Origin of the sequence: Acinetobacter baretiae (assembly GCF_015627105.1) — a bacterium.
In the GTDB taxonomy this organism is placed as follows: domain Bacteria; phylum Pseudomonadota; class Gammaproteobacteria; order Pseudomonadales; family Moraxellaceae; genus Acinetobacter; species Acinetobacter baretiae.
Genome location: NZ_VTDM01000009.1, coordinates 113,550 through 127,539 on the forward strand (window position 1 = coordinate 113,550; position 13,990 = coordinate 127,539).

Here is a 13,990-nt window from a genome sequence, read left to right on the forward strand (position 1 = left end):
TGTTGAGATCGGATTAATACTTCCAATCTACTCTAAAGAGTACATTGGTTGGACTAGCTAGGAAATTATTACCACCGTTAATACGTACTCTGTTGTTTTCGTAATAACGTTTGTTGGTAATGTTATCGCCAATTAAGTTAAATGATAAGTTTGGTGAGTAGCTATAGCGAATATTTGCATTCCAAACGGTGTACCCACCTTGATAAATGCTGTAAAGGCTACTAGTACTTGTTTGAGCAATTGCTCCAATGCCTGCAGACCATTTTTCCAAAGAGCCGGGGAGTTGATATTGAGAATGTATTTTAAACATATGTTCAGGCGTGTGTTTACTAAAGTTTGTGCCTGACAGATAAGTTAAACTTTCAGTCTGTAAATACTTACTTTTGTTGTAGGTATATCCTGCAAATAGTGCTAAATCATCGGTTATTTTGCCAGAAAGCTCGACATCAATGCCACGACTACGTACTTTTCCTTCAGGCACAGCAAAGCTGATATTATTGTATGTCGCAGCGATGGGGCGGTTTTGTTGCTCTATTTGAAATAGCGCCAATGAAGCATTTAAACGCCCATCAAAAAGTTCAGATTTAATTCCAATCTCATCATTTTTACCGATGACAGGGTCGAGGGGCTTTCCTGATAAACTTCTAGAAGATTGAGGTTTGAAAATTTCAGTATGGCTAGCATACACACTTGTATTGTCTGTTAAATCATAGGTTAAGCCAATATACGGAATAAATTTATTCTTTTTTATTTCTCGATTTCTTGCGTATTCACCGTCAAATTGACCACCAGTAATGGCATAATATGTACTTCCGTTATTGACAGTTTGAGTATAACGACCTGCAAGTATTAAATGAATATTTTGAAGTAAGTTAACTCGAGTTCCTAATGTTGCGGAGGCTTGAGTAATATAATTGGTGTAGAGCCAATTTAAGTTTAAAGCACCATTCCAATTGGGTGCGGCTATGGTTGTCGGATCAAACGTGGTGACATTATATGATTTTGAATTTAGAATTCGACGCCATTCAGATTTTTCATATGTGCTGACGTAAGTTAAATTTGCAAAGAGATCATGTGTGGCATTAAATAAATTGTATTGCCCATTTAATGAAACTTTTGCACTTAACTCATCACTACTATTGTCATAGTACTGATAATTATTCATGGCTAAGTTTTGATTACTGCTAGTTAAGCCAATATAACTGGTCCCGAGTTGTGCAAGTGCTCCAATATGCTCTAAAGAATGACTCCAAGTGGCATTAATTTGGGTGCTTAGACTCCAATGATCATTAAATTGATGTTTTACATCTGCAAATACATTATATTTTTCTAAATCACGTTGAGACCAATCTGCACCTAAATATTTACTGGCGGGTAATCCTGAATCTACTCCACCAAATGCCATTGGAATACCGAAGTTATCAATGCCTTCAGATGATTTTTGATATAATACACCTAGACGGACAAGTGTTGCAGGTGTGAGATCAATATCTAATACGCCATAAAATGTTTGATTATCTTTAGATATCGTATTTTTAAAAGAGTCTTTGTCCTCACTAATAGCAACAAAACGGCCACGTATGGTGCGATCTTGATTGAGTGGACCAGAAACATCAAACATCGATCTGAAGTTATTCCAACGACCAGCTTGTAAATAACCATGCATTTGGAAATCTTTGGTTGGATGCTTACGTACAGCATTAAGTGTACCACCTGGTTCGCTGTATGCTTGGGTGAGGCCTGTTGCACCACGAACAACTTCAATATGGTCATAGATATCTAAATCGGTAAAATTAGATGAAGTTCTGTAGGGGTTTGAACCAGCACCTGGCATATTTGTACTCAAACCGTCTTCTTCAATTTGATCGATATAAAACCCACGAGATTGGTAACGAAAACGCCCACCATCTCGAATCACGTTGATCCCTGTGGTTTGTTTCATGGCATCTGTAACGGTGGTTAAGCCTTGGTCTTGAATTTGTGCTCGTGTAATGACTGAGACAGATTGGGGTGTTTCTTTTCGTGTTAATTCAAGCCCTGTTGCTGTTTTCATGCTTGATGATTGATTTGACTCAGCTTGAATCGTTTCAAGATTTGTCACATGAGAAAGATCTGTATTGTCTGTAGCAAAACTATGCATAGAAATACTGAATATACTTGCGCATAATGGCGTGAATAAAAATTTCTGACGACTAATTGACATAATTAAAAAAAGTGTGAATAAAGTGGTGGCATTTTTATACAAATGCAAACAATTATCAATTGCTTCACTATACTCATTCAATGAAACGTTTTTATATGATCTTTATTTATTAAAAATAAAAATTTATAACATAAAAATATAAAGTGTTTAAATTTACTTAATTTTTTGTAATATATCGTGGCTTTTGATTCATGACAGCGTCATATTTTGCTAAGATAATTTTAAGGAAATAAACGAAGTATGATAATAATGGTGATGTAATATTGATCCCATGCGAGGTAAAAAATGCCAGTTAGACTCATCGCTGTAGATATGGACGGTACCTTCTTAAACGGAGAAAAGCAGTACAATACACAACGCTTTTTGAAGCAATTCTCAGCCCTTCAACAAAAAGGAATACACTTTGTAGCAGCGAGTGGCAATCAGCTATACACGCTGAAAAACTACTTTTCCGATATTCAAGACCACATTGGATATGTTGCTGAGAATGGTGCTTTTGTTGTAGATGGTTTAACAGAAGTCAATTTTTCACACTTTGATTCTCAAGTTGCAAAAGTGATGCTTGCTGACCTCATGGCAGATTATGCAGAAGGAATTATTTTATGTGGCAAGGAAGGGGCTTATGTAGATGAGCAAACACCTGCTGAAAATATGCCAAAACTTCATAAATATTTTAAACGATTATTTTGTGTAGAAGACTTACTTCAAGTCGATGATTTAGTGTGTAAAATTACTATCAATACGAGCAATTATGACTTTGATGTACTCACAAATGCATTAAATCAAAAATCGTATATTAAAAATAATCAAGTCAAAATGGTTTCAAGTGGCTTTGGATTTATCGACTTAATTGTACCTTCTCAACATAAAGCTTTTGGATTAAGTTTTTTACAACAGCGTTGGCAGGTGAGTGCCGATGAAACGCTGGTGATTGGCGATAATAATAACGACATCGAAATGGTGAAAATGGCTAAATTTGGTTTGGCCATGGACAATGCTATACCTGAGTTAAAGCAAGTTGCAGATTATGTGGTAGGGCACAACGAACGTGAAGCTGTGCTTGACGTGTTAGATGCTGTTTTACACAGTGAATCAGATACACAACTGGCTGAAAAGTTGGCATGTTTAAATTAATCTTTCTAAGTACATGGCAGTGTGTGAATGACTGCCATGTACTTGAGATTTTTTAAAACCAACCATTGATAATTTTTTGGTATTCTCCAGTCTCTTTGCTCAGATGTAACCACTGATCTACATAAAGTTTCCATGTGATATCGTTTGTTGGGAGCATATATGCTTTTTCCCCATATTGGAGCGGTTTGTCTGTGTTTACAGCGCATAGTGTGGGATAGTGTTTTTTCTGATACATGGCTTCAGATGCTTCTGTGATCATGACATCTGCTTTTTTGTCTACCAATTGCTGAAAAATTGCTAAGTTGTCTGAGCTGAGTGTGAGATGACTATTCGGCAAATGCTGACGTGCAAATGCTTCGTTTGTACCCCCTGTTGGTTCAATCACGCGTACAGAAGATTTGTTGATTTGTTCAATGGTCTGATATTTCTTTGCGTCAGTACAGCGCACAAATGGGACTTTGCCATCAACATCGATGCGCTGTGTAAAAAAGACTTGGCGTTGTCTTGCTAAAGTGACTGAAATACCACCCATCGCAATATCACATTTGCTTGCAACTACATCGGGTGTCAGCGTTTTCCATGTTGATTGAATATAATTGGCCTTTACACCTAAACTTTTGGCTAAAGACTCTGCCATAGAAATATCTATTCCTTCATATTTGGCATCGGAATTAAGAAAACTATAGGGCTTATAATCACCTGTTGTACATACATCTAATGTCCCCTTATTTATAATACGTTGTAGTTGAGATTCTGCATGTAGGTGTGTTGCGGTGAAGGCAAAAAAACACAATGTGAGATATTTTTTCATAAACATACTCTAAATTTAAATATAATATAAATATTAATTGTCTGTTATTTATAAGGCAAATTTTATGCCAATGACATGATTTTGAATATTATTTTTAAAAATGTGTTGCCTGTGGGAGTTGAGGCTAAGCAGAATTATCTTTATGTGTTTTGACATATATTTGATAAAATATAAGCATACCTTAATAAAGCATCGATATACTGTAGAAGCCTAAATGAATTAGGTCGCTTCTAGGTAATTTGTAGAGCCGATAATATGCTTTTGATGAATGTTGAACAGTATCGAAAAAACAATTGGAAAATACTTTGTGATTTCGATGGCACGATTAGTTTGCAAGACACCACAGATGAATTGCTCGAACATTTTGCTGACGATGGTTGGCAAGACATTGAAGAGTTGTGGGAGCAAGGCCAAATTGGCTCTAAGGAGTGTATGCAACGTCAAATTGCATTACTCAATGTAAGTAAACAAGACTTAGAAGCTTTTGTGCAAAATATTAAGATTGATGAAAGCTTTATTGAGTTTGTCAAACTCACCAAATACTATGGTATACCCCTGACCATTGTGAGTGATGGTCTAGATCAAGTGATTCGTTGTGTACTTGCAAAATATAATTTAATGCATGTTCCTGTGATTGCAAATCAGTTGCAACAGGTGAGTGACACTCGTTGGCAATTGGCATTTCCAAATGCGAGTAAAACGTGTAACTCTCAGTCGGGAACCTGCAAATGTAAGGTATCTAAACAACATCAACAATATAAAACCATTTTGATTGGTGATGGGCGTTCGGATTTTTGTTTATCTGAACGCGCAGATTACGTGTATGCGAAAACATCACTTTTAAAACATTGTCAAAAAAATAAAATTAGCCATGTCGCCTTTCATCGTTTTGATGAAATTAGTGCATCTCTTGAACAGTTTGTACAGTCACAAAAGATGACAAAGGTGATTAGTTTATGATAGAGGATCATTCCTTTTTGCTGTCTGGAGGGCGTACAGGCATTTTACTCATTCATGGGCTTACAGGAACGCCAAATGAAATGCGTGGATTGGCACGGCGTTTTCATCAACAAGGCTATACTGTAATGGCATTACAGCTTGCAGGACATTGCGGAACAGTTGAAGATTTAGTCAATACCACATGGCAAGATTGGTATAAAAGCGTGTGTGTTGCTGCCGAAAAATTAAAACAAAATGTAGATGATATGTTTGTGGCAGGGTTATCTATGGGGGCATTACTGGCTTTAAATTATGCCACTGAGCATAAAGTTAGTGGTGTGATGAGTTACAGCCCGACATTTAAATATGATGGTTGGAGCATTCCTTTATGGTCAAAAATGATTGCGCCTGTTGCTTTGCCTGTTGTTTATAAACTCAATATTTTTCGTGATCTGACGTTTGATGAGGCAGAGCCCTTTGGTATTCAAAACGAAAAACTCAGACAGCGTATTGTGCATTCGATGCACCACGGAGACAGTAGTGAGGCAGGACTGCCAGGAAACCCTTGGCATTCGTTATACCAACTACAATGTTTATCTAAAGTACTAAGAAGAAATTTGTCTCGTATTAGTGCACCATGTCTGTTGATTCATGCATACGATGATGATATTGCACATCGTAGAAATAGTCAGTTGGTATATGATCAAGTTCAAGGACCTAAGCAGTTAGTTTGGCTGAAAAAAAGCTATCATATGATTACCATAGACAATGATAGAGAACAGGTGATTACAGATTCTTTGGCCTTTATGAAGCAATACCACAGTGAAGTTTAGGGTCAGCAGATGAATGCATTGGTCGTTATGGTGTGGATGTTTACAATAGCAGTAGATACCGTTGGGCAATTGGCATTTAAAGCCTTGGCTTTGAAAGGTCTAGCCTATGAAGGTAAAGCCCGTTGGTTGGCTTTTGCTAAAATGCCAATGCTATGGCTCGGTTTGGCCTGCTATGTGGTGGAATTTGTGGTTTGGCTGGCTTTTTTATCATTGGTGCCTTTATCTGATGGTGTGATGCTTGGCTGTATTAACATTGTGGTGATTATGATCGCAGGCCGTTTGTTTTTTAAAGAGCAGTTAACCAAAGAGCGTTTGATTGGTGTGTTATTTATTAGTGCAGGCGTGGCTGTGATTGGAATAGGTCTATGAGATTATTTTATTTGGTTGGTTTTTCTGTACTGATGCTATTTGATACCTTAGCGCAAATCAGTTTTAAGCTGGCCTCAAATCATGCGATGCCATTGACCTTTGATTTACCATGGCTTGCACGTGTATTTGGTAATATTTGGATTTATGGTGCATTGATTGGTTATATCGGTTCATTTTTTACGTGGATGACTTTACTTGAAAAAGCACCCATTGGCCCTGCTGTGGCTGCTTCACATATAGAGCTGATTAGTGTCACTTTATTGTCGGTTTGGCTGTTTAGTGAACCACTGACCGCGTTTAAAGTATGTGGTATGACCTTAATTGTGATCGGTGTGTTATTTTTAGCAAAGGGCGAAGCTAAAATTTATAAACAACAGCAACAATAATTTATGAGCGCCATGCTGTATCAATGCGTTCAATCAGTCGAGTATTGAGCGCTTGTTGCTGGTTCTGCCAAGCTGTCAACTGTTCCTCAGGCATATCTTCTTGTGCATCTAACTTACTCAAAAAAGCTTTAAACCACTGTTTATATTGATATAAAGAAATATCTCCAGTGATATCTGCCCCCATTAATTTTCCTCCACATGCATCAATGAGTGTATGCAGATGTTGCTCTAAGAACTGACCTTGGTCCCAATTGGTTTTAACCACGTCTTTAGATAAAATATCTTTATCAATGGAGAGGTAAATAGGCAGATTTACAGTGTTGAGTGTGGTTAAAAACTCAGCCATGAGCGCATCGGGAAAAGCAAAATTACGTGCTGCGTGTTTTGCACCAATGTGTTTTAGCCAGCTTGCATCTTGCTGTACACTCCAGTAATGCAGTTTGCCTTTTTTGAGGGGTGACCAATGATTTTCCCATGCATGACTTAACCCAATATCATTTGAGCTAATTCCAAGCACGTCTATGCGAGCAACTTGTGGGAGTTGGCTGGCCCAATAGACCCATGATCCACAATGAATACCAAAAGGATAGCGCATGTTGTCTGGGTGGTTATCGCAAACCACCAAATGAATGGGTTCATCTTTTGCTAAACGAGAAAGCAATAAATAGCTGAGGTGATGATAGTCACCACTACCAAGTAAAGCGCAACCTTGTTGTGAAGGCGCAGGAAGTTGGTTTGCTAAGTGGGTTTCTAATTGCTTAAAGTCATGCCATTTACAACCAAAACGAATTTTCTCTTGCCATGATTGTAATGCAACACGCCGCCAAGCATTGGGCTGAGCCGAGGAATCATCAAAATTTAAAATAACAGGTGGTCGTGTCACGGTCATGTACCTTATGTGTCTTGCTGCTGATGCCAATGCGCATCTGATTCAAATAAATGTCTGAATTTCTTGAGTATAAACCGAAGCATGGGAGATTTAACCCATACAAGATGTTGTGTAAATGTAAATTGTGCCCCGAGTTGGGCTTTAACCTCAGGATCTGTCCATCCTGCCACGTAGAAATCTAAGTGGTGGGTTTTGGCATAATCTAAATTTACAAACCAACTGATGAAATATAAGTTGTAATCTAGCGCAAGGGAATAGTTGAGGCCAATATATTTATCAACCAACGTATTGTTGTGTACGTAGCAGATATTATAGCCGATGAGGGTGTCGTCTTTCCAATACATAAAAACACGGCCTTGCTGACCAGATTCTTGTAAAATAGTACGAAAGAATTCAAGGCTGAGCAGGTCAAAGTGTATGTCGCTTTGTTGATACACTTCTAAATATAAGGCATATAATTGTTGCAGTGTATCTGTATTTTGAAAGTAAGCATCGCCTGTATGTTTAATTTCAACATGCAATTCATCTAGATGTTTGAGTTTTCTTTTTAAATTTTTACGTCTGCTTTTAGAAAATCGATTTAAAAAATCGTTTTGGTCGGCAAAGTCTATTTTTACATAGGCCAATGCTTGACCTTCTACCGCCAAGAAACCACGTTGTTGTGCAGATTGAATCAGCGCCTGACTAAAGAGATTATCTTTTTCGGGTAAAAGTGGAGACTGAATAGGCAAGTCTTTAATAATCGTTAAACTTTGTTTTTGACAAAACGGTTGTATTTGCTCGAGTAGTTGTTGTGCCGTATGTGTATGTGGTAAAGGCGTATATTCTGTAACAGTGGTTCCAATAAATTGCGTTGGAAAATGAACGAAGCGTTGCCAATACTGATAGCCAAGCACCGACTGGATTTTCTTGCGAAGGGGAGCATCGAGTGTGGTGAGTAGATTAAATTGTGTGCTAAATGCATAAAAAGATACATCAAGCGTTTGAGCTTCAAATGCGTTTGGTGGATGCTTTAAAAAAGCATCCACCAAACATTGAGGTTCTACATGATTAAAACCAGTATCCATAAGTCGGTTTTACATTTCCTTTTTTGCACGAACCAAGAGTTGATCAAGCAATACGAGTGCTTGGTCAATTTCGGCACGGCTGATTTCAAGTGATGGTGCAAATGTAATCACATTTTTATAGTAACCACCTACATCGAGTACCAAACCACATTTTTGACCTTCATACTCTAAAGTACCAGATAAGCCAATGTCTACCATTTTGTCGAGGAGTTCTTTATTTGGTGTGAAACCATCAGTTTGACAAATTTCTGCACGTAAGGCTAGGCCTAGACCATCTACATCACCAATTTCTACATGTTGTTTTTGGAGTGTTTTTAGACCATCTAAGAAATAAGCACCACTTTCCATGACTTGTTTTTCATAGTCTTTTTCAGCCAACATCGTCATTAACTCTAAACCAACGGCTGTACCAAGTGGGTTAGATGCAAATGTAGAGTGTGTTGAACCGACCGGGAACGTGGTTGGGTTGATGAGGGCCTCTTTTGCCCAAATCCCTGCCAAAGGATTTAGACCATTGGTTAATGCTTTACCAAATACAGTAACGTCTGGTGTAATGCCAAAGTGTTCCCATGACCATAATTTACCAGTACGGTAAAAGCCCATTTGAATTTCATCAACAACCAATAAAATACCATGGTCATCGAGTACTTTTTTCAAGCCTTTAAAGAAGTTTTTAGGTGGAATAACATAACCACCTGTTCCTTGAATGGTTTCCATGTAAAACGCTGCAAATTCACTTTCACGAACTTTTGGATCCCATACGCCATGATATTCAGTTTCGAATAAACGCGCAAATTCTGCCACACATTTGTCGCCATATTCTTCAGCTGTCATGCCTTTTGGACGACGAAATGGGTATGGAAATGGAATGAAGTGTGCACGTTCACCAAAGTGGCCATAACGGCGGCGATAACGATAGCTTGATGTAATTGATGATGCACCTAAGGTACGGCCATGGTAGCCGCCTTCGAAAGCAAACATACGGCTTTTACCACCACAAAAGTTACGAATAACTTTGAGGGAGTCTTCAATGGCTTGTGAACCACCCACGTTGTAATGAATACGGCCAGCTTCACCTGTTTTTTTGAAGATATCTTCGGCAATTACTTTGCTAAGCTCGATTTTTGTTGGATGTAGATACTGACTTGCAACTTGTGGCAAGGTGTTAATTTGTTCAATTAAACGGTTACTTAAACGTGGGTTTTTATAACCAAAGTTGACTGCTGAATACCACATCTGTAAATCAAGATAAGGGATGTCTTGATCATCATACAGGTAGCTTCCTTCACAGTTGGTAAAGATTTTTGGCGGTTCTACATAATGTACGGTATCACCATGTGAGCAATATTTTGCTTCGTCCAAAAGGAGCTGTTTTTCATTAATCGCCATAAGTAAATCCTTATCGTGCTTTAAAGGTCTTTAATATTTTATTGTGTTTAAACGCGATAAAATGATTAAAGGGAAGTGGTGTTTAAAATTGGTATAAAATGCCTATACTGTTGCTAAAGTCAGCGATTTTATTGACCATTGGGCTTTGCTGCTGTTGCCTTGATAGGCGAGTAACTTGACTGCTGTTGTAAAGCGTCCAGTGTGGGTTAATTTGATAACCTATATCTAAGCTAAAATATGGTTGTATGCTTTGTTTGGGGGTGTAACGGTCTATCTGACTACGTTGAGCTTCGATTTCACTGACCCCATAGTAATAATTGTTGTAGTTTTTATCATTCCATTGCAGTCCCAATTCTGGGGAAAAGGTCCATTGTTTATAATGTGTTTCTGCAAGGTAGGCAAGCGTCGCAAAAGTACCATGACTGCGTGATTGAATATCTTTTTCAGCTAAAATCTGAAAACCACCATAAGGGGTAATATAGGTATAACTGCCCCCTGCCATAACAGAAGCGTGTCTTTTGTCGAGTCGGCTGAGTGTGTCTGAAGGCTTAAATTCGGTGCTGTTGTAGTAAAGATTGAGTTTAAGTTGGTGTTTTGGTGTATGCAAAGCATATAGTCCAATTTCATTGCCATCGACATAGACATAATTTGAATCAAAAAATACACTTGGAAAAACAGTTGTAGGAAAGTTATTGTTTTTATAGGCTTGTATGTCAATAGCCCCTGCAACCCCTACTTGTAAAGTAGTTGGTGTGTTTGCATAAGCATATGGGGTCGTGGTCAAAGCCATGGCAACAGCAGTACTCATGGTGTATTTGAAACATTTTACGTAATCTAGCATATAGGTGTGTTGACCATGTTTTTAGCACATACTTCTAGTTATATATAAATTTAATATGTCATTATTAGGACAATCTTAAAAAAAATAAATATTTAATCGTTTTTTGAGTAAGTTAGCTGTAATTTTATACCATGATCAATACGATAGGTATAGTCATGGTATATTTTTTGATTTATTTAGCTGAGGTGGCGACCAAACAAAGCCAATGCTTCTTCGGCATTAAAGGTATACTTTGCATTACAAAATTGACAATCCATTTCAATGGGATTTTGTATGCTTAAAGTCTCTTTTACAGCATCTTCTCCAATGTGTAATAGCGCATTTTCACACTTTTGTTGTGAACAGGTACATGAAAATTCAAGTTGTTCTACATCAGGTAAGCGCACCTCTTCTTCATTATATAAACGATATAGAATCTCTTGTGCATCGAGTTGTTTGAGTTCATCTGCCTTGAGTGTGTTGGTCAACATGATGAGGCGTGGCCACAAATCATCATCAATATGTTGTTTTTCTTCTTCGGTGCGTGGAAGCAGTTGAATGAGTAAGCCGCCAGATGCTTGAGCATCACTTGCTAGCACTAGATGGGTTGGAATTTGTGCCGATAAAGCATAATACTGCATGAGACAGCCTGCCAATGTAGGTTGGTCAAGTGCAATAATACCTTGATAGCGCTCTCCAAACTCAGGGTCAATATTAATGAATAAAATAGGCTGCTGTAGCGTGGAAAATACAGTGCTACTGTCGGTGGCGTGTTCAAAGCGTGAATCTGCTTCAAACTCTGCAAGTGCTCTGAGTTGTCCTAAGTGATTGCATTCAGCCATTGCCCATTTGAATGATCCTTGGGCTTGTATTTGCAAGCTAATATTGCCTTTTATTTTTAATGTACTTGCCAATAATGCAGTTGCACTTAGCATTTCACCTAAGAGTACCTCAATGGCTTGTGGGTAATCACGTTGCTTTAAAATCGTGTGTAATGTGTTTGTGAGTTGCACTACTTCACCACGAACAGGGCAATTTTCAATATAAAAGCGTTGACGTAAGTTTGACATGTTTTTCTCCAATCTAAGCAATAAATGGTGGCATTGTCTTAAAAGACAAGAGGCTATTGATCCTTTCTTGACAGGTTAGAAGGATCTGTGTGTTCACATTTTGTGGTGGGTTCTTTTTGTTGAACTTCGGCATCTCGTTCAAATAAATGTTCTAATTCTGCTAAAGCGTTGCGGTGAGTTTCAAATATTTTTTGTTCATCTTGATAAATGCTTTGCTGTTCGTTGAGTAAGGATTCATCATACTCTTTAAATAGCTCAATATGCTGATAAGCTTCTGTTTCATCTACACCGAGTTCACGTAAGGTTTTATATGCCATTCCTAATGCAGATAAATATGTTTCACGCCAAATATGTACTACGCCAATTTCTTTGAGTAAGTGAACATGGTGGCGATCTCTAGCACGCACTAAGAGTTTAATGTGGGGGTAATGCAAACAAATGTGGCGTGCTGTACGAAGTGAGTCTTCCACATGATCGATTGCAAGCACAAAAACTTTGACATGCTCAATCCCTGCAGCGCGTAATAAGTGGGGCTGAGTGGCATCGCCATAATATAAAGTGCCCCCATATTGGCGTACAAAATGAATTTGTTGCAAGCTTGAATCAATGGCAGTAAATGGAATGTGCTGTAAGCGAGCAATACGTGCCACAATTTGTCCAACACGGCCAAAACCTGCAATAATCATGGGTGCGTGTTGTGATGGAATATCATCAAATGCTGTGGTGGAGGATTTGTCTAAACGTGGAACAATATGGCGTGAAACTAGCCAAAATAAAATGGGTGTGAGTACCATAGACAGAGTGACAATGAGTGTAACTGGTTGTGCAATTGCATTTGAAATAATGTCTTGACTATGAGCTACACTTAAAACAACAAATGCAAACTCTCCACCTTGAGCAAGACATGTGCCGAGTAAAAGACTGTTTTTCCAATTGTGCTGATAATAACGTGCAATCAGTAACATGATGATCGCTTTAATGATGAGTAAAGCCATTGCACCCCCAATAATGAGTAAGGGCTGGCTAAAAAGAACAGACAGTTCGGTGGTCATGCCTACGGTCATAAAAAATAACCCGAGCAATAACCCTTTAAAGGGTGCAATATTTGATTCTAATTCATGGCGAAATTCTGAATCAGCCAATAATACGCCTGTCAAAAATGCACCCAAAGTGGTGCTAATGCCTAAAAGATCCATCAGTAATACGGTAGACAATACAATGAATAATGCAACGGCTGTTAATAGTTCACTTGCGCCACTGCGCGCAACGAAACGAAAAAAGGGTCGCATGACAAAGCGACTAAATAAAAATAGCCCACTAAATACAGCAATAATGGCGGCAAAATAAGCAATACCATGATGTGTATTTGATGTTCCTACCAATAATGGAATGATTGCAAGTAATGGAATAGCAGCAATATCTTGGAACAGTAAAACCGAAAACGCATTTTGCCCATAACTGGTGTTTAATTGTTGTTTTTCATTGAGCAGTTGTAATACAAATGCGGTAGACGATAATGCCAAAGCAAAACCAATACAAAAACTGGCGGCTATGCTTTGTTGAAAGACAAGCCAAATCAAAAGCATAAGCACAGTACCTGTGATAATGACTTGTAAACTACCCATCACAAAAATGGCTTGTCTTAGCTTCCATAAACGTTGTGGTCTTAGTTCTAAACCAATTAAAAACATCAAAAAAATAACGCCAAAATCTCCAAGCTGCATCACAGCAGAAGCATCGTGTGCAATATTGAGTATACTTGGCCCTAAAACAATACCTGTAATGAGATAGCCTAGTACTGTAGAAATTCCAAAATGTTTTGCACAGGGCACAATTAATAAACTGGCTGCAAGAAAGAGTGTAATTTGGAGAAGTAATGACATGAGATTGCCTGTATAGGACATGCAAAGGTGGAGTCACATTATTTTAAGAGCAAATCAAGCCACAAGATAGTCGAAGTTGTTTGTGGTTTAAAATCGTGTTTACAAAATGTCTATGTAAACGATGCTGTTTTACTCATAGAGTAATTGTAGGATTAAATTTGACAGTATTATTAGAATTTACTAATATTAGATTTATC

The 13,990-nt window shown here is 38.0% G+C and carries 13 protein-coding genes; 5 read left to right on the top strand and 8 right to left on the bottom strand.

Features of this window, described 5'->3' with window-relative positions; all coding sequences use genetic code 11:
* Positions 1-13: 13 nt before the first annotated feature.
* Positions 14-2,140, bottom strand: a complete 2,127-nt coding sequence (locus I2F17_RS04525; protein ID WP_211139196.1) for a TonB-dependent siderophore receptor — start codon at positions 2,138-2,140, stop codon at positions 14-16.
* Between the two features lie 348 nt (positions 2,141-2,488).
* Here I2F17_RS04525 and I2F17_RS04530 point away from each other — a divergent pair, with 348 nt between their 5' ends.
* On the top strand, positions 2,489-3,337 hold the full coding sequence (locus I2F17_RS04530; protein WP_211139197.1) for a Cof-type HAD-IIB family hydrolase: 849 nt from the start codon (positions 2,489-2,491) through the stop codon (positions 3,335-3,337).
* Positions 3,338-3,389: 52 nt separating this feature from the next.
* On the opposite strand, the gene I2F17_RS04535 is transcribed toward I2F17_RS04530, so the two are convergent.
* Positions 3,390-4,148 carry a transporter substrate-binding domain-containing protein gene (locus tag I2F17_RS04535; RefSeq protein WP_196422210.1) on the bottom strand — a complete coding sequence of 253 codons (759 nt, stop codon included), beginning with the start codon at positions 4,146-4,148 and terminating at the stop codon, positions 3,390-3,392.
* A gap of 255 nt (positions 4,149-4,403) precedes the next feature.
* Here I2F17_RS04535 and I2F17_RS04540 point away from each other — a divergent pair, with 255 nt between their 5' ends.
* Genes I2F17_RS04540 through I2F17_RS04555 form a run of 4 tightly spaced genes read left to right on the top strand, consistent with a single transcriptional unit; the run spans position 4,404 to position 6,675 of the window.
* A complete protein-coding gene (locus tag I2F17_RS04540; protein ID WP_211139198.1) occupies positions 4,404-5,108 on the top strand; it encodes an MtnX-like HAD-IB family phosphatase in 705 nt (234 codons plus the stop codon).
* Positions 5,105-5,920, top strand: coding sequence for an alpha/beta hydrolase (locus I2F17_RS04545; RefSeq protein WP_211139199.1), 816 nt, complete (start codon positions 5,105-5,107; stop codon positions 5,918-5,920). The genes I2F17_RS04540 and I2F17_RS04545 overlap by 4 nt, the downstream gene beginning before the upstream one ends.
* 9 nt (positions 5,921-5,929) lie before the next feature.
* A complete protein-coding gene (locus I2F17_RS04550; RefSeq protein WP_196422213.1) occupies positions 5,930-6,289 on the top strand; it encodes an EamA family transporter in 360 nt (119 codons plus the stop codon).
* Positions 6,286-6,675, top strand: a complete 390-nt coding sequence (locus tag I2F17_RS04555) for a DMT family transporter (RefSeq protein WP_196422214.1) — start codon at positions 6,286-6,288, stop codon at positions 6,673-6,675. Before I2F17_RS04550 ends, I2F17_RS04555 begins: the two co-directional genes overlap by 4 nt.
* Position 6,676: 1 nt before the next feature.
* Here I2F17_RS04555 and I2F17_RS04560 read toward each other — a convergent pair whose 3' ends face one another.
* The 6 genes from I2F17_RS04560 to I2F17_RS04585 all read right to left on the bottom strand — a co-directional run bounded on the left by I2F17_RS04560 (position 6,677) and on the right by I2F17_RS04585 (position 13,793).
* The gene (locus tag I2F17_RS04560; protein WP_211139200.1) at positions 6,677-7,564 is read right to left on the bottom strand and encodes a hypothetical protein; all 888 of its coding nucleotides are present in this window, start codon (positions 7,562-7,564) and stop codon (positions 6,677-6,679) included.
* A 5-nt stretch (positions 7,565-7,569) separates the two neighbouring features.
* The gene (locus I2F17_RS04565; RefSeq protein ID WP_211139201.1) at positions 7,570-8,631 is read right to left on the bottom strand and encodes a GNAT family N-acetyltransferase; all 1,062 of its coding nucleotides are present in this window, start codon (positions 8,629-8,631) and stop codon (positions 7,570-7,572) included.
* A 9-nt stretch (positions 8,632-8,640) separates the two neighbouring features.
* A complete protein-coding gene (locus tag I2F17_RS04570) occupies positions 8,641-10,020 on the bottom strand; it encodes an aspartate aminotransferase family protein (RefSeq protein WP_211139202.1) in 1,380 nt (459 codons plus the stop codon).
* Positions 10,021-10,102: 82 nt separating this feature from the next.
* Positions 10,103-10,828, bottom strand: a complete 726-nt coding sequence (locus I2F17_RS04575; protein ID WP_211139203.1) for a MipA/OmpV family protein — start codon at positions 10,826-10,828, stop codon at positions 10,103-10,105.
* 209 nt (positions 10,829-11,037) lie between these two features.
* The gene (hslO, locus tag I2F17_RS04580) at positions 11,038-11,910 is read right to left on the bottom strand and encodes an Hsp33 family molecular chaperone HslO (RefSeq protein WP_211139204.1); all 873 of its coding nucleotides are present in this window, start codon (positions 11,908-11,910) and stop codon (positions 11,038-11,040) included.
* Between the two features lie 53 nt (positions 11,911-11,963).
* The gene (locus tag I2F17_RS04585) at positions 11,964-13,793 is read right to left on the bottom strand and encodes a monovalent cation:proton antiporter-2 (CPA2) family protein (RefSeq protein WP_196422220.1); all 1,830 of its coding nucleotides are present in this window, start codon (positions 13,791-13,793) and stop codon (positions 11,964-11,966) included.
* Between the last annotated feature and the right edge of the window lie 197 nt (positions 13,794-13,990).